This is a genomic window from Streptomyces sp. DSM 110735, from assembly GCF_016482685.1.
Classification (GTDB): Bacteria; Actinomycetota; Actinomycetes; order Streptomycetales; family Streptomycetaceae; genus Streptomyces.
The window spans coordinates 382,594-398,045 of sequence record NZ_JACYHF010000003.1; the positions used below are offsets into that span (position 1 = coordinate 382,594).

General features: G+C 73.6%; 17 protein-coding genes and 2 riboswitches. Of the genes, 9 read left to right on the forward strand and 8 right to left on the reverse strand.

Going from position 1 to position 15,452, the window contains the following annotated elements:
* Window positions 1–28: 28 nt before the first annotated feature.
* The gene (locus IF655_RS07160; RefSeq protein WP_199583082.1) at window positions 29–622 is read right to left on the reverse strand and encodes a TetR/AcrR family transcriptional regulator; all 594 of its coding nucleotides are present in this window, start codon (window positions 620–622) and stop codon (window positions 29–31) included.
* A 41-nt stretch (window positions 623–663) separates the two neighbouring features.
* Here IF655_RS07160 and IF655_RS07165 point away from each other — a divergent pair, with 41 nt between their 5' ends.
* Both IF655_RS07165 and IF655_RS07170 read left to right on the forward strand, forming a co-directional pair.
* Window positions 664–1,257, forward strand: a complete 594-nt coding sequence (locus IF655_RS07165) for a GNAT family protein (RefSeq protein ID WP_307814874.1) — start codon at window positions 664–666, stop codon at window positions 1,255–1,257.
* Window positions 1,250–1,741: a YbaK/EbsC family protein gene (locus IF655_RS07170; protein ID WP_307814875.1), complete on the forward strand. Its 492-nt coding sequence runs from the start codon at window positions 1,250–1,252 to the stop codon at window positions 1,739–1,741. The genes IF655_RS07165 and IF655_RS07170 overlap by 8 nt, the downstream gene beginning before the upstream one ends.
* A 4-nt stretch (window positions 1,742–1,745) precedes the next feature.
* Here IF655_RS07170 and IF655_RS07175 read toward each other — a convergent pair whose 3' ends face one another.
* On the reverse strand, window positions 1,746–2,978 hold the full coding sequence (locus tag IF655_RS07175) for an MFS transporter (protein ID WP_199583084.1): 1,233 nt from the start codon (window positions 2,976–2,978) through the stop codon (window positions 1,746–1,748).
* Window positions 2,979–3,086: 108 nt separating this feature from the next.
* On the opposite strand from IF655_RS07175, the gene IF655_RS07180 reads away from it, so the two are divergent.
* Both IF655_RS07180 and IF655_RS07185 read left to right on the forward strand, forming a co-directional pair.
* On the forward strand, window positions 3,087–3,500 hold the full coding sequence (locus tag IF655_RS07180; protein WP_242488583.1) for a cytidine deaminase: 414 nt from the start codon (window positions 3,087–3,089) through the stop codon (window positions 3,498–3,500).
* A gap of 102 nt (window positions 3,501–3,602) precedes the next feature.
* A complete protein-coding gene (locus IF655_RS07185) occupies window positions 3,603–4,457 on the forward strand; it encodes a hypothetical protein (protein WP_199583087.1) in 855 nt (284 codons plus the stop codon).
* Between the two features lie 7 nt (window positions 4,458–4,464).
* Here IF655_RS07185 and eno read toward each other — a convergent pair whose 3' ends face one another.
* Window positions 4,465–5,739: a phosphopyruvate hydratase gene (gene eno, locus IF655_RS07190; RefSeq protein ID WP_199583089.1), complete on the reverse strand. Its 1,275-nt coding sequence runs from the start codon at window positions 5,737–5,739 to the stop codon at window positions 4,465–4,467.
* A 74-nt stretch (window positions 5,740–5,813) separates the two neighbouring features.
* Window positions 5,814–6,311 carry an inorganic diphosphatase gene (locus IF655_RS07195; protein WP_199583090.1) on the reverse strand — a complete coding sequence of 166 codons (498 nt, stop codon included), beginning with the start codon at window positions 6,309–6,311 and terminating at the stop codon, window positions 5,814–5,816.
* 521 nt (window positions 6,312–6,832) lie between these two features.
* Between IF655_RS07195 and IF655_RS07200 the strand changes: the two genes are divergently transcribed.
* Both IF655_RS07200 and IF655_RS07205 read left to right on the forward strand, forming a co-directional pair.
* The gene (locus IF655_RS07200; protein ID WP_199583091.1) at window positions 6,833–7,177 is read left to right on the forward strand and encodes a hypothetical protein; all 345 of its coding nucleotides are present in this window, start codon (window positions 6,833–6,835) and stop codon (window positions 7,175–7,177) included.
* Window positions 7,178–7,347: 170 nt separating this feature from the next.
* Window positions 7,348–7,839, forward strand: a complete 492-nt coding sequence (locus tag IF655_RS07205; RefSeq protein WP_199583092.1) for an inorganic diphosphatase — start codon at window positions 7,348–7,350, stop codon at window positions 7,837–7,839.
* Between the two features lie 57 nt (window positions 7,840–7,896).
* On the opposite strand, the gene IF655_RS07210 is transcribed toward IF655_RS07205, so the two are convergent.
* Both IF655_RS07210 and IF655_RS07215 read right to left on the reverse strand, forming a co-directional pair.
* Entirely contained in the window at window positions 7,897–8,463 is a 567-nt protein-coding gene (locus IF655_RS07210) for a hypothetical protein (RefSeq protein WP_206775515.1), read from the reverse strand.
* On the reverse strand, window positions 8,460–8,744 hold the full coding sequence (locus IF655_RS07215; RefSeq protein WP_199583093.1) for a DUF211 domain-containing protein: 285 nt from the start codon (window positions 8,742–8,744) through the stop codon (window positions 8,460–8,462). Before IF655_RS07215 ends, IF655_RS07210 begins: the two co-directional genes overlap by 4 nt.
* Window positions 8,745–8,845: 101 nt before the next feature.
* A riboswitch (Fluoride riboswitch) is annotated at window positions 8,846–8,908 on the reverse strand.
* 212 nt (window positions 8,909–9,120) lie between these two features.
* Here IF655_RS07215 and IF655_RS07220 point away from each other — a divergent pair.
* Entirely contained in the window at window positions 9,121–10,437 is a 1,317-nt protein-coding gene (locus IF655_RS07220) for a PP2C family protein-serine/threonine phosphatase (RefSeq protein ID WP_199583094.1), read from the forward strand.
* A 28-nt stretch (window positions 10,438–10,465) separates the two neighbouring features.
* Window positions 10,466–10,543: riboswitch (Fluoride riboswitch) on the forward strand.
* A gap of 133 nt (window positions 10,544–10,676) precedes the next feature.
* On the forward strand, window positions 10,677–10,883 hold the full coding sequence (locus tag IF655_RS07225; protein WP_199583096.1) for a DUF2180 family protein: 207 nt from the start codon (window positions 10,677–10,679) through the stop codon (window positions 10,881–10,883).
* Between the two features lie 171 nt (window positions 10,884–11,054).
* Here the strand turns inward: IF655_RS07225 and IF655_RS07230 are convergent, their stop codons facing one another.
* Both IF655_RS07230 and IF655_RS07235 read right to left on the reverse strand, forming a co-directional pair.
* Entirely contained in the window at window positions 11,055–12,812 is a 1,758-nt protein-coding gene (locus IF655_RS07230; RefSeq protein WP_199583098.1) for an ABC transporter ATP-binding protein, read from the reverse strand.
* Entirely contained in the window at window positions 12,809–14,473 is a 1,665-nt protein-coding gene (locus tag IF655_RS07235) for an ABC transporter ATP-binding protein (RefSeq protein WP_199583099.1), read from the reverse strand. Before IF655_RS07235 ends, IF655_RS07230 begins: the two co-directional genes overlap by 4 nt.
* A gap of 113 nt (window positions 14,474–14,586) precedes the next feature.
* On the opposite strand from IF655_RS07235, the gene IF655_RS07240 reads away from it, so the two are divergent.
* Complete coding sequence (locus IF655_RS07240) at window positions 14,587–15,327, forward strand: AraC family transcriptional regulator (RefSeq protein WP_199583101.1); 741 nt, start codon at window positions 14,587–14,589, stop codon at window positions 15,325–15,327.
* Window positions 15,328–15,452 lie beyond the last annotated feature (125 nt).

A 15,452-nucleotide genomic window follows, 5' to 3' on the forward strand; every position in this document is an offset into this window, starting at 1 on the left:
GAACAGGACGGGACGGCGACCGGTCCGGTCAGTCCGTCGCGAGTGAGGCGAGGAAGCCGTCGAGCATCGCGGTCTGGACGTCCTCCGGGAACCGGTCGGGGTCGAAGAGCGCCTGGACGACGAGTCCGTGGGTGAACGCGACGGCTGTGGCGGCGAGTTGGTCCGGATCGGCGTCGGGTGGAAGTTCCCCCGCGTCACGGGCGACCGAGAGGTGCGGGCTCAGGGTCGCGCGCAACCGCGTGTAGCGCTCGGCCTGTTCGGCGGCGAGGGCGTCGTCGGCCAGGGACAGGTCCCAGGAGCTGACCCAGATGCGGTTGCGGGCGGTGTCGTCGGGGGTCAGCGGCAGGATGTCGAGGAGCATGACCCGGACGGTGGCGAGTCCTGGGGCGGGGTGCTCGCGGCGCGGCCGACCCGCCGTGTTGCTCTCCAGCAGGCTCAGGGCGTGCGCGATCAGGGCGCGCTTGGCCGTGAAGTAGTGCATGAGCATCCCGGTGGAGACGCCCATCGCGGCGGCGACGGCACGCAGGGTCAGCCCGCCGAACCCCTTCTCGGCGAGCACCTGCCACACGGCACGGCTCACGTCCTCACGGCGGGATTCATGGTCGACAGGCGCGGGCGGCATGCTGCTACCTTACGTACCGAACGCCTGTTACGTACCCGGAGGTGCCCGTGTTCGCCCTGCCGCTCACCGACGACGCCCAGCTCCGCCCGCTGGAGCCCTGGCAGGCCCAGGAGTTCCTGGAGCACATCGACCGCGCCCGCCCCACGGTGGACCCCTGGATACCGTGGGCGACCTTCAGCACGGACCTCGAAACCGCCACCGCCACGCTCCAGCGGTACGCCGACCGCCAGGCCGAGGACTCCGGCCGGATCTACGGCATCTGGCTGGACGGCACCCTGGTCGGCGGTGTCATGTTCACCCACTTCGACAGCGCCTCCGGGGTGTGCGAGATCGGCTGCTGGCTGGAGGCGGCGGGCGAGGGGCGCGGTCTGGTGAACCGGGCCTGCCGGATCCTGATCGACTGGGCCTTCCGCGAGCGCGGGATGCACCGCGTCGAATGGATGGCCGCCTCGGGCAACACCCGCAGCACCGACGCCGCCCGCCGCCTCGGCCTGACCCGCGAGGGCGTGCTCCGGCAGCGCTATCCGTACCGGGGGGTGCGGCTCGACAAGGAGGTGTGGTCGGTCCTCGCCGAGGAGTGGCCCGCCGCCGCGGCCGGAGCATCCGGAGAACGAGAGGAAGCCGCCCGTGCATGAGCGAGTGGAACGCGTCCGCGCGGCCCTGCGCGCCTACGGCAGCACCGCCGAGGTGGTCGAGCTTCCGGCCCCCGCGCCGACGGCGGCGACCGCGGCCGCCCAACTCGGCTGCCCGGTGGGCGCCATCGCCAACAGCCTGGTCTTCACCGCCGACGGCGCGCCCCTGCTCGTCCTGACCAGCGGCGCCCACCGCGTGGACACCCGACTCCTGGCCCGCCTCCTCGACGTGGGCCGGAAGAAGATCCGCCACGCGGATCCCGCGTACGTCCTGACCGTGACCGGCCAGGAGGTGGGCGGCGTGGCTCCCGTGGGTCACCCGGCCCCTGTACGGACGCTGGTCGACACCGCTCTGGCCGAGTACGACCACGTGTGGGCGAGTGCCGGGGTGGCGCACACAGTGTTCCGTACGTCGTTCAAGGAACTGGTGGGCCTGACCGGCGGGGAGCCCGCCGTGGTCGCGGACGAACGGGACGCCTCGGCCTGATCGCTCAGGCGGCGCGGGCCACCTCGACGTCCCGGTCGGCGCGCAGGTCGCGCACGCCCGGGACGAGGGCCGTACCGGCGCAGGCGACGGCGACCAGGACGGCGGAGAGCGCGAACGGTACGCGGGGACCCCAGAGGTGCAGGGCGAGGGGGGCGAGGATCACGCCGAGCGGCTGTGCGGCGAGCGAGACCAGCCAGTCGTAGGAGCTGACCCGGGCGAGCACGTGCGGCGGGATGGCGGTCTGCACGGTGGTCTGCCAGGTGGGGCTGAGGAAGCCGAGTCCCGCCATGGCGATGCCGTATCCGCCAACCAGCAGATACAGAGGGGCACTTGTGGCGAACAGGGTCAACGGCAAGGCGTAGGTGGCCAGGACGAGGTTTCCGGCGAGGACCGGGCGCCGGGGGCGGGCGCGCCCGGCCAGCAGTGAACCGGCGAGCATGCCGATGCCGCCCGCCTGGGTCACGGCGATCCAGGCGCCCTGACCGCCGAGTCGGGTGACCGCGACGAGCGGGCCGAGGGTGAGCAGGACGTTGGCGACGAAGTTCCAGGCGGCGTGGGCGATGAGGCTGGTCCAGTACCAGTCCCGCGCCTTCACCTCGGCCCAGCCCTCGACCAGCCCGGCACGCAGGGCACGGCGGACGGGCGCCGGACCCGTCTTACGGCGCAGCCGGATGAACGGCATGAGGGACGCGCTGACGGCGAACGCGGCGGAGTCGAGCACGAAGACCCAGCCGATGCCGACCAGCCAGATCAGCAGCCCCGCGAGGGCGGGACCGCCGAGCAGGGAGACGCTTTTGGCCATGCCCATCAGCGAGTTGGCCTTCTGCCGCGCCGGACCGGAGACCGGGGCCACCCGGGTGAGCAGCGGGGAGAGGTTGGCGAGGCTGACGGCGGAGGCGGCGCCCGCCACCGCCTGGGCCGTGGCGATCACCGCGATCGAGGCGTGTCCGGTGAGGAGTTGGAGGGCCACGACCGCCTGGGTGAGCACGCGGGTCGCGTCGGCGCCGAGGGCGATCCAGCGGGGGTCGCCGTGGTCCGCCAGTACCCCGGCCACGGGCAGCAGGAGGAGCCGGGTGCCGAGCGCGCACCCGAGCACGATCGCGAGAGCGGTCGCCGATCCGGTGAGCCGGACGACGGCGAGACTCAGGGCGGTCGGCACCAGGGCGTCGCTGAGCGTGGACAGCGTGCGGCCGGCGAAGAGCAGGCGGAAGTCCCGGAGACGTAAGGGATGCGTCACGCCCGCATAGTATGCGGCCGTGATCAAGCAGGAGTCGCCGCCGAGCCCCACCGGAGACCGGGCACCGACCCCTCACCGACCGATCAACCAGGCTCCCGAGGTGAAGAGTTGAGCACACAGACCCCCGGCGTCGACCACGAACTCGTCCAGGCCGCCACGCACATCGCCCGCACCCGCACCCACGGCGACAACCACACCGTCGCCGCCGCGGGCCGCGCCCCGGACGGCCGGATCGTCACCGCGGTCAACGCCTATCACTTCACCGGCGGCCCCTGCGCCGAACTCGTCCTGATCGGCACCGCCGCCACCCAGGGCATCCACACCCTGGACACCATCGTCGCGGTGGGCGACCGCGACCGCGGCGTCATTCCCCCCTGCGGCCGCTGCCGCCAGGTCCTCCTCGACTACTTCCCCACCGCCCACATCATCCTCGGCCCCACCGACCACCTCCACACCCTCCCGATCACCGCCCTCCTCCCCGAGAGCTACGTCTGGTCGGACCACCAGCTCGACTCCGACTGACACGCGGAGCTGTTGCCGCAAGCGGATCCGCCCCGGATACCGCTACCTTCCTGCTCGGCACGTTCGCCGCAAGAGCGTGCGTCAGGACGACAAGCGGGGTCGGTGCCCAAGAACGCGGCATCGGACAAACGGGAGTTGACGATGAACGCTGGGCCATCCGGCAACGACGGCGGAAACACGGCGGGGCAGCAGGGAGACGGCACGCCGGGCGGCGCGACACCGGGCGGCGGAGCACCGGCGCCACAGGGGGCGCGGCAGTGGTGGCGTGGCCTCAAGTTCGAGTCCAAGCACGCCCTCATCGCACTGGTGATCACCGCTTGCTCCGGCATTGTCGTGCCCCTTGTCGTCCCTCTGATCGGCAAGGAAGACGGGGACAAGAAGGATGACGGAGCCCCGGCGGCCTCCTCCCCGGTCAGCGTCTCTCCAGCCGGCGTCTCCCCGACCGCGACTTCGACCGGGCAGCGGGAACAGGCTCCGCTCGAATCGGTACCGCCCAGCATCACGCCCAGCTCAACTTCGACGGCTCTCCAACCGTTCCCCGGCGAACCGATGACCCTGACGCTGACCGAGCCCCCCTGCCGCATCCGCACCGAGATCGACTTCGACAAAGTGCCCTTCACTCACCGGGTCGAGACCGAACTCAACGACGAGAAGGCCCAGCCAGGCGTCGACATGGTCTGGGTGGACTGCACGATCACCGAGTTGCGCACCGCCACGGAGGCCCGCGCGGGCGTCGTGCCCCGAGGTACCGAGGTCACCAAGGACACGTGCCTGGACGCGGCGAACGGCGGTGGCCTGGAGACACTGCAGATGGGCGTGAACGCCGACACCTATCAGGTACGGGCTGGGGCCACAATCTGCGTCCTGACCGATCAGGGACGGCTCCTCGCCGCCTACGTCACGGACAAGGTCGACGCGCCCACCAAACTAGCCCTCAAGGTCCGCACGATGACCTGACGATCTATCAAACATCCGCCAGCCCGAACGGCAGCTCCGGATGCGTCTCCGCGATCTCCAGGAGGCGGTTGTACTTGGCGATGCGTTCGCCGCGGGCCGGGGCGCCGGATTTGAGCTGTCCGCAGCCGGCGCCGACGGCGAGGTCGGCGATGAAGGAGTCGTCGGTCTCGCCGGAGCGGTGGGAGACCATCTGGGTGTAACCGGCGTCGCGGCAGAAGCGCATGGCGTCGAGGGTTTCGGTGACCGTGCCGATCTGATTGACCTTGATGAGGGCGGAGTTGGCGATTTTCCGGCCGATCGCCGCCGCGATGATCGCGGGGTTGGTGACGAAGATGTCGTCGCCCATGATCTGCGCGCGGTGTCCGAGGCGGGCGGTCAGGCGGACCCAGCCGTCCCAGTCGTCCTCGGCGAGACCGTCCTCGATGGACCAGACGGGGTAGCGGTCGACGATCTCCTCGTAGCGGGCGATGAGTTGGTCGCCGGTCAGGGACTCCCCCGCCACCCGGTACCGGCCGTCCGGCGCCCGGAACTCGCTCGCCGCCGGGTCGAGGGCGATCGCGACGCCCTCCCGGCCGGGCACGCGCCCCGCGTCCGCGATGGATTCCACCAGCAGGTCGAGGACGTCCTCCGGGCGGGACACCGCGGGCGCGAAGCCGCCCTCGTCGCCGAGCCCCGTCGCGAACCCCTCCGCCGCGAGGCGGGACTTGAGGCGCGCGTACACCTCCGCGCCCGCCCGCACCGCCTCGGGCAGGCTCGGGGCGCCGAGCGGGGCGAGCATGAACTCCTGGAAGTCGAGGTCGTTGGCGGCGTGCGCACCGCCGTTGACAACGTTGAAGTGCGGTACCGGCAGCCGGGGTCGGGTGCCCGCCACGTCCGCGATGTACTGCCACAGCTCCCGCCCCGCGAGCACCGCCGCCGCGCGCCAGGCGGCGAGGGAGACACCGACCACCGCGTTGGCGCCCAGCCTCGACTTCGTGTCGGTGCCGTCCAGTTCGAGCAGCGCCCGGTCGACGTCGGCGGGCGAGCCGACGTCGCGACCGGTCAGCGCCCGCGCGATCTCACCGTTCACGTGCCCGACGGCACCCAGCACCCCCTGCCCGCCGTACCGCTCCGCGTCCCCGTCCCGGAGTTCGACGGCCTCCCGGGTGCCGGTGGAGGCACCGGCGGGCACACCGGCCCGTACCCGGGTGCCGTCCTCGGCGGTGAGCGTGACCGCGAGGGTCGGACGGGCCCGGGAGTCCAGGATCTCCACGGCGTGCAGGTCGGCGATGCGCAAAGTCATGAGCTTTCCCCACTCGGTTGTCGTACGGCAGGACCACGGGCGGTCATCGGACTCGACCGGCCACGCGCCCCGTTTCAGGCTCCCTGGTGCGCCGGTTCGGCGGCGCGGGCGCGGGAGGCGGCGATCTCGGCGTACGCCTGCTCGCGCCCCTCCCAGTGCGAGCCCTCGACGGACTTGCCGGGCTCCAGGTCCTTGTAGACCTCGAAGAAGTGGGTGATCTCCATCCGGTCGAAGCTGGGGATGTCGTCGATGTCCTGCACGTCCGCGTAGCGCGGGTCGTGCGCGGGGACGCAGAGGATCTTCTCGTCGGGACCGTGCTCGTCCCGCATGACGAACATGCCGACCGCCCGGCACTCCACGACACAGCCGGGGAACGTCGGCTCACCGGTCAGCACGAGCGCGTCCAGCGGGTCGCCGTCGCCGCCGAGGGTGCCGTCGATGTAGCCGTAGTCGGCGGGGTACTGCGTGGAGGTGAACAGCATCCGGTCGAGGCGGATGCGGTGCAGTTCGTGGTCCATCTCGTACTTGTTGCGCGATCCCTGGGGGATCTCCACGATCACATCGAGTTCCATCGGTTCCTCCTGGTGGCGGGACGGGTGGCAGGGCTGGTGCCAGGGCTGATGACGAGGGTGCCGCCCGGCGCGTGCGCGCGGTCGGGCGCGGGGGCGTGGGCGGGCGCGGGGGCGTAGCCGTATGGCACGGGCGGGTGGCGGCCACGCCGGGGAGTTCCACCGGAGGGAGAAGGCGGAGCGGCGGATGCGGGCATGGTTCCTCCTGGTCGCTGCGTTGGACCAGGGACCGTCAGCGGCGGATGCCGCGGTTCACGGTGAGCCCCATCACCGGCGCGCTCGGCGCACTCGTAGTATGCCCGGCGTTCGCCGTGGCAGGCATTCAGCGTACGCCGAACGGGGCACGTCGGCCGAACGGCGCCGGTCACGGTCCGCTTTCCCGGCGTACGCTCGACAGTGCGCGAGGCGCTCGGCGCTGGACCCCGCCGAGACCACCCGCCCACCGGGTGGCCGACCCGCCGTACCGGCCGATGGCTCCTGTACGTACCCGTGCTCACCGCACCCGTGAGGACCGGGAGGACACCATGACCGGCGCCGCCTACAGCTCGCACGACAGCACCCGACTCACCGTCTCCACGGGCTTGTTCGCTCCCGCCTGGCTGCCCCCGGGCGGTCGCGGCAACGGGCTGCGCGCCACGTCGTGGGCCCCGATCGCCGACCTCCCCGCCCACCATGTCGACACCGTGCTCGACGCGCTCCGCCAGGCGAACGTACCGGCGCACGCCGCCCCCGCGCCGCGCCCCGTACGGGTGGTCACCCCGGACCGGCGCCGCCCTGCCGAACCGAGGTGGCGGCTGCGGGTCGGCTCGACGTCGTACGCGCGGGCGGAGGACATCCTGATGCGGCTGCTGCGCACCCTGGGCGACTGAGCGAATCGTCCCGTAAGTCGCCCTCTCCATGGTTGCCGCCCACCCTCACGCGGGAAGAATGGTGGTGCCGGGGGCGATGGGGCTCGCCCTGTGACCGCACGGCCGACCGTGCCCCGGCCGTGCTGATGGCCTCTGCGTGGATGGTGTGCGCATCACGGGAGGTGGCTGCGATGGAGTTCCTGGTCACGGTGGACGCGACGATCGGCTCGCCGTTCGCCCCGCCCGACGGCTCGGACGGGTACGACCTGGTGAGCGCGGGCTCGACCCGGGTGACCGGGTACCCGGTCGGCTCGGGCCGGGTCGGCGACACCCTCACCGGGCAGGGCGGTACGGTCCCCGTCCTGCTGCTCATGGAGGAACCCGCGCTGCCGGACCGTACGGTACGGGCCCGGCCCGTGGCCCTGCTGCACGCGCTGGTCGACGGCCGCCCGGAGACCCGGGTGCTGTGCGTGCCCGCGCACGACGCGAACTTCGCCTCCCTCGCCGATGTGAGCACCCTGCGCGCCTGGCACGCCGACGAGGACACCCTCGCGACCGTGCTGCGCCGCTTCGACCGCTCCCACCGCTGGCGCGTCATGGACTTCGAGGGGGCCATGGCGGCGGAGGAGTTCCTGACGGAGGCGCGGCTGGCGTACGAGCGGTTGACGGGGTGCCTGGAGTGAGAAGCCCGCTGACCCGTCGCCCGTAGCTCTGGGGCGCCTCACCAGCTCTGCGGCACCTCATGTGATGTGCAGCCACACCCCGATCCACGTCACCGCGACCCCGCCCGCCCCCAGCACCCCCGCCCACCGCACCCAGCTCCCCGCGAACAGGCGCCCCAGCGCCGCCCCCAGCACCGCGAGCGCGACGACGGCCAGCACCGCCACCACCCAGGAGAAGCCGGGCAGCGCGGCACCGGCCAGCAGCGGAAGGGGCGCCCCCGCGAAGCTCGCCGTGCAGGCGATCGCGGTGGCGAGGAGGGACCGCAGGGTCGCGAGGCGGCCGAGCCGGGTGGTGGCCAGTTGACCGCGCCGCGTGAGGTTCAACTGCCGTGAGGCGCGCATGAGATAGGCGCGCCGGTCGGCGTAGTCGGCGACGAAGACCGCGAACGCGGCGGTCGTGAGCGCCGCCAGCCCCACCCGCACCGCGAGCCCGGTGGTGGCGGGCGCGCCCGAACCGACCAGCGAAGCGGCGGCGAGGGTGAGGGCGTTGAGGAGACCGTCCACCAGACCGAGCACGAGCGGCAGGGTGGACTGCGCCGCCAGTTCGCGGAACTGCCGTTCCACACTGCCCAGTTGGCCCGTCATCGCGAGCGGGGCTTGTTCTCCACCGTGTACACACCGGCCACGACCTCGTCGATGCTGTGCACCACGGCGCCGGTCCGCTCGATGGCCCGGGTGAGCGCCGCTACGTCGATGTCGTCGCCCTCCACGGTGACGTTGGTGCCGACGGTCTCGATGTCGATCTCCGTGACCGCGATGTTCACGGCCTGGACGCCGGGCGCGCCCTCGATCACGAGCGCGAGGTGGATCAGATCGGGTTCGGCGACCGTCTTGTCCACGTCGAGGACGAGTCTGCGGACGGGCATGGCGGGCTCCTTGACGGTCAGGGGGTCCCGGTCGGGGAGTCCCCGCGAGGGCGCCTCCCGGATCGTGACGGTCGGCGGGCGGGCGCGGTGGCGTCCGTCGCCGTTCGGTAGAGGCCATCAGCACGGGAGTGCGGTCAAGGGCGAGCCTCATCGCCTCTTCCATCATGCGCCCGGCGCGGAAGACCGGCGAGGGCAGGAGGCGTGGCCGCCGAGCCGCCTGGCCACCGAACCGGACCACCGAGCCACCGCGCGCCGCCAACCCACCGCGCCGCCGGACCGGGCTGCCCAGCCGTCAACCCGCCGGAGGCCAACACGCTGAGGTTTCCGAACCCCGCGCCGCAAAGGTTACAAAGGAGACACGAGGAGAGGGAGTGCGATGAAGCGGGACGACGACCCACCACAGCCGGAAGCCGTGTCCGACGCGTCCGCTCCGGCGGCGTCGGCGGCGCGGCTGCGCCTGCTGGCCGAGGCGAGCCGCGCGCTGGCGTCCAGCCTGGACGCCGGGGAGGCGCTGCGCCGACTCGCCCGGGTGGTGGTGCCCAACCTGGCCGACGCCTGTGTGATCGACGTGATCGAGGGCGACGGTCTGCGTCGGCTGACGGTCACGGACCGTGACCCGGAGCGGGCGGTACGGGTCCTGCCGGGCGCGTCCCTGCCCGCGCCGGGCGAGTCGGCGGCCGAGCTGGCCAAGGTGCTGCGCGGCGCGGGACCGCTGGTGATCGACGACTTCTCCGCGGCGGAGCCGGAGGACCCGCTGAAGGCGGCGCAGTGGCGGCTGTACCGGAGCCTGGGCGCGGAGACCGCGCTGATCGTGCCGCTGCGCGCCCGACGGCAGGCGCTCGGCGCGCTGACCCTCGTCCGGCGCGCTCCGGCGACCCCCTTCGACGAGCAGGAACAGGCGCTCGCGGCCGACCTCGGACACCGGGCGGGTCTCGCGCTGGACAACGCCCGGCTCTACGCGCTCCAGCAGCACACCGCCGAGCAGTTGCAGCTCTCCCTGCTGCCGGACCTGTCCGGCGTCGGCGACGTCCGGTTGGCCGCGCGCTATGTGGCCGCGCGGGAGCGGGCGGAGGTGGGCGGCGACTGGTACGACGCGTTCCGGCTGCCCGACGGCTCACTGGTCCTGGCCATCGGTGACGTGGTCGGACACGATCTGACCGCCGCCGTCCGCATGGGGCAGTTGCGCAACATGCTGCGCGCGCTGGCCTACGACAGCGGGGACGACCCGGCGGGCACGATGAGCCGTCTGGACCGGGTGATGCAGGGGCTGACCGCCGTCGAACTCGTCACGGCGGTCATCGCCCGCGTGGAGACGCCCCCGGACGCGCCCTGGCGGCTGCACTGGACGAACGCCGGGCATCTGCCGCCCCTGCTGGTCTGCCCCGACGGCCGCAGCGACCTCCTGGAGGAGGGGCACGCCCCCATCCTCGGCGTGGACCCCGGACTCGACCGCGACACCGCGCACCTCACCCTGCCGCCCGGCTGCACCTTCCTCCTCTACACCGACGGGCTCGTGGAACGCCCCGGCGAGGACATCGGGCGCGGGCTGACCCGGCTGCGCCAGTGCGCGACGGCGTTCGCGGGCGAGCCACTGGAGGTCTTCCTCGACGAGCTGCTCGCCCGGATGGGCGACGACCGACAGGACGACATCGCCGTCCTGGCCATGCGAGTTCCCTCCGGTTCGCCCGGCTGACTTGACCGCCGCCGCGCGGGGCGGTTCACTCGACTTCGGCGATGGAGCCCGCCTGGACCCCTGTGGTCCGAACCGCCCACCCCGGGCTGATGGTTCCTGACTCCGTCAGGAAAGCCATGCCCTCGGGAGGTACGCCGGGTGAACACGTCGCCGGTCCTCGTCACGGAACGCGCTCTCGCGTCCCCGCTCAACTCCGTCCACCCGTCGGTGACTTGCACTTGCCGGAACGGAGCGCGGCGATGAACTGCTTCGACTGCCGGGACCTGGACGTCACCGCCGCCGCGGTCGCGGTCTGCCGCTCGTGCGGCGCGGGCATCTGCGACCGGCACGCACACCCGCACCCCCAGGTCCTCCACCGGGCAGCCGGCATGGGCACCGCGACCAGACGCCAGGCGGCGCGCCGCCTGCTGTGCGCGACCTGCACGGCGGCCGAACACAGCGGCTGACCACCGCCCCCGAGACGGCCGAGGCAGCCTCCCCGCACTCCCCCGGCCACCCCACCCTTCCGGCGCGCGTCCCTCCGAGCCGTACACCCGCACGGCTCGGGCGCCCGGAAGGCCACGACCGGGGGTGCGTCGCCCTGCCGGGCGGCGCACCCCCGGCTCGCGAACACGGCATCAACCCCGTCCGCGCACCCACGAGTTCCACAGACCCGCGTACACGCCACCGGTCGACCGGAGTTCGTCGGGGTGACCCCGTTCGGCCACTTGGCCGTTCTCCAGCACCAGCACCACGTCGGAAGCGGCGGCCTGGGAGAGGCGGTGGGCGACCACGATCGCGGTGCGGCTCTCGATGACGGCGGAGGCGGCACGGTCGAGGGTCCGGGCCGTGTCACTGCCCGCCTCGGCTGTCGCCTCGTCCAGGACGACGACGGCGGGATCGAGCAACAGGACGCGTGCCAGCGCGAGTTGCTGAACCTGATATGCCGTCAGGGTCGTGTAGCCCCCCGCGCCGACCGCCGTGTCCGCGCCCGCCGGAAGCGCGTGGACCCACTCCTCGGCGCCGACAGCGATGAGCGCGGTCTCGATGTCCTCGTCCGAGGCGTCGCGGCGGGCGAGTCGGAGGTTGTCGGCCACGGTGCCGAGGAAGAGGTGGTGTTCCTGGGTCACCAGCGCGATCCGGCGGCGAGCGGCACCGCCGGCGGGGGTGCCGTCGAGCGTGACGCTGCCCGTGGACGGCGGACGTACCCCCGCGATCAGCGTGGCCAGGGTCGACTTGCCGGAGCCGGTCGCGCCGACGACGGCCACGTGCTGTCCGGGGAGGACGTCGAGCGAGATCCCGTGCAGGACCTCGGGGCCGTCGCCGTAACGGTGCCGTACGTCGTGGACGGCGAGTCCCGCGCCCGGGCGCTCCTCGGGCGGAGTCTCCCGGCGGTCCGGTGCCGGGGCGCTCAGGGTGACGCCGACGATACGGGCGAGCCCGGCCGCCGCCTGCTGCACGCTGTCGAAGGTGCCGAGCAGGGTGTTCACGGGGTCGAACAGCCCCACGAAGAACAGGGCGGCCGTGGTGGCGCCGCCGATACCGGCGGCTCCCGAGCGCACCAGTACGTAAGCCACGACGAGGATCGCGCTCAGACCCGCCAACTCCGCGATGTTGAGGCGGCCGTAGAAGCGCGTCGCCGCTCGCGTCGCCCGGAACTCGTACGTCATCGCCTCCGCCGAAGCCGCCTCGACGCGGGCGAGCCTGCCCGGTCCGAGGCGCAGTGCCCGCAGGGTGGGCAGCGCGGTGAAGGCGCCGAGGAGGGCGGAGGCGCGCCTGCCGTCGGCGGCGCGCCCGGCGGCGTACAGCGGGCGGGACGTGCGCAGGTACCAGCGCAGCGTGTACGCCTGGACGGGTACCGCGACCAGCCCCGCGGCGGCGAACCGCCAGTCCAGCGCGGCGAGTCCGACGAGCGCCGAGGCGATGGTGAGCGCCGCCGCGCAGAAGTCGCCCAGGGCGCCGGAGGCGGCGTCCGAGACGCGTTCGGTGTCGCCGGAGACCCGGGAGACCAGGTCGCCGGTGCCGCCCGCTTCGACGAGGTCCACGGGCAGGGTCAGCGCCGAGGCGACCGCCTCCTCGCGCAACCGGGCGGTCACCGCCAGGACGACGCGCGCCAGGAGCACGGTCGCGGCCCACCCGGTCAGCGCCCCGGCGACGGGGACGGCGGCCAGGAGGAGAACGGGACCCGTCAGCGCGCCGGTGCCCCGGTGGTCGGCGACGGTCTGGGTGATCCGCCCGATCGCCGCCGGAGCCGCCAGCGTCAGGGCGCTGTCGAGCACGAGCGCGGCGAGAGCCGCCCAGAGCGCGGGCCACCGGCCACGCAGCGCGGCACGCAGCCGGACCCGGGTCTGCCGGGCGGTGGCGACGGGCAGGGTCGCGGGAGCGGGGGCGGTCATCGGGCCACCGCCGCGCGGTCGTTGGCGGGGACGTGGATCACCTGGTCGCAGCGGGCGAGCCAGGCGGGGCTGCTCGTGACGACCAGGGTGATGTGCCCGTCCCGCAGTCGCCGTACGCGCTCCGCGACGGCGTCCTCGGTCACCGCGTCCACGGCGGTGGTCGGGTCGTGCAGGACGAGGACCGGCGGTCGGGCGGCGAGGGCGCGGGCGAGCGCGACGCGTTGCCGCTGGCCGCCGGAGAGGGTCTCGCCGCGGTCCCCGACCGGTGTGTCCGCGCCGTGCGGTACGGCGTCCACGACCTGGTCGGCGTACGCGGCCCGGGCGGCTTCGGCGACGGCGGTCGCGTCCCCGGTGAGCGCGCCGAGGTTGTCCGCGACGGTGCCGGGGAGCAGGACCGGTTCGTGGTGGCAGACGAGGACGGTGGCGCGGAGCCGGTCCAGGGGCAGGGCGGTCAGGTCGGTGCCTCCGAGCAGGACGCGGCCGTGCGCGGGGTCGCGCTCGCGCGCGAGCAGGTACGCGACGGCGTCGGCGACAGCCGGGTCCTCGCACGCCAGCCCGGTCATGCAGCCCGGGGGTATCGACCAGTCCGCCGCGTATCCGCCCGGCAGGGCCACCGCGTCGAACTCGATGCCGTGCGCGGCGACTTCGGGGTGAGGGGCGTGGCTCTCCGGTACGGCAGGGGGCAGCGCCAGGACGTCGTGGACGCGGGCTGCGGACGCGAGGGCGCGGGCGCGGCGCGCCGGTGCGGCGGAGAGCGCCCTCATCGTGCCGATCACGAACCGCGCGAGACCGAGCACCGCGATCAACTGCCCCAGCCCGACGCGCCCTTCGAGGGCGAGCCGTCCTCCGACGGCGGCGACGGCGGTGAGGTAGAGCCCGGTGAGCAGGACGCCCACCGAGGCCAGCGCCGCCTCGACCGACACGGCGTGCCGCTCGGCGCGTACGGCGTCGCGGCTGACCCGGGCGTAGTCGTCGGCGGCGGCACGCTCGGCGCCGATGCCCCGAAGCACTCGGAGTCCCCGGACCAGGTCCTCGGCGAGCGCGGTCGCCCGCCCCTGCCGGGCCTGTCCGACGGCACCGGCGCGGCGCAGCAGCCGGGACAGCCGGTCCTGGACGACGAGGAGGCAGACGGTTCCGGCCACGATCAGCGCGCCGAGCAGGAGGGAGATCCGCAGCAACAGCGCGGTGGAGCCCACCAGTACGACGACCGCGGCGACCGTGGTGGCAAGGGTGCCCGCGAACGCGCCCATCCGGTCGGCGTCGCCGGACGCCCGGCCGAGCAGGTCGCCCGGGGGCAGCCGTACCCCGCCCGCGGGTCGCAGGACGCGTGCGGTCAGGGCGGTGCGCACCCGGTGCGCGGTGTGCTCGCGGACCCGTACGGCAGCCCGTGCTCCGAAGCGGTACGACAGGGAGAGCAGCAGGAAGTCCAGCGCGAGCAGGACGAGCCGGAGGGCGAGCGATCCCGGTGTGCCGTGCCGTACGGCTCCCCCGACGGTCGCCCCGACGAGCACCGGCACCAGCGCCTCGCCCAGTTGGTGCGTGCTGAACAGCAGCGAGGCAAGCGCCAGATCGCGCCGTCGGCCGCCCAGCGACCGCCAAAGCAGCGCGCGGGGCGAGGCGGCGGCGGTCAGGGAGCCTACGGGCGGGGCGGAGAGGGTCACCCGGCTACGTTAGGGTCGCCTTACTTTTGTCGTAAACGCAGCAGTCCGCCAGGCCGTGTCGCGCATCCGCCACATGACGGGCGAGCACGGCGCAGGGGCGAGGAACACCGGGCATGGCACAGGACAACACGATCGACCTCGAACGGTTCGAGATGACGCGGGGGCAGATCTTCCGGCACCACGCGCACGGCGAGCACCAGTTGGCGTGGGCCAGCACGGGGGTCGTCATGGTCGACATCCGGGACCGCTGCTGGGTGCTGCCCCCGCATCTGGCGCTGTGGATACCCGGCGGGGTCCGGCACGCCACCGCCGCGCTGCGGGAGTCGGTGCTCCAGGGGATCTATCTGGACCCGGTGACCTGCCCGTTGGCGTGGGAGCGGCCGACCGTGCTCGCCGTGCCGCCGCTGGCCCGGCATCTGATCGGCTACCTGACCGGTGAGCTGCCGCCCGAGGTGCGCGCGCACGCGGAGGCGGTCCTGCTCGCGGTGCTGCGCCCGGCCGACGGCGCCGTGTTCGAGCTGCCGCTGCCCGCCGACCCGCGCGCCCGGGAGGTCGCCGCGCTGCTGCTTGACCGTCCCGCCGACCAGCGCGGACTCGCGGAGCTGGCCCACGCGGTGGGGTCCAGCCCGCGCACCCTGCTGCGGCTGTTCCTGGCCGAGACGGGGATGACGTTCAGCCAGTGGCGGGTGCACGCCCGGCTCCAGGCCGCCCTCGCGCATCTCGCGGAGGGCGCGCCGGTGGCGCGGGTGGCGGACCGAGTCGGCTACGCGACGCCGAGCGCGTTCGTCGCCGCGTTCCGCCGGGTGACGGGCGCGACGCCGGCCGCGTACGTCGCGGGGGCGCGGGCGTCGTAGACGTGGGCCACATGGGTGCGCGCCACGTGGCGGCAGCCCACATGGAGGCGGGCCACATGGGCGCAAGCCCGTTGGTGGCGTGTCCGGTCGGGTCTGCGGTGGCGGATGCGCGACATGGGACGGCG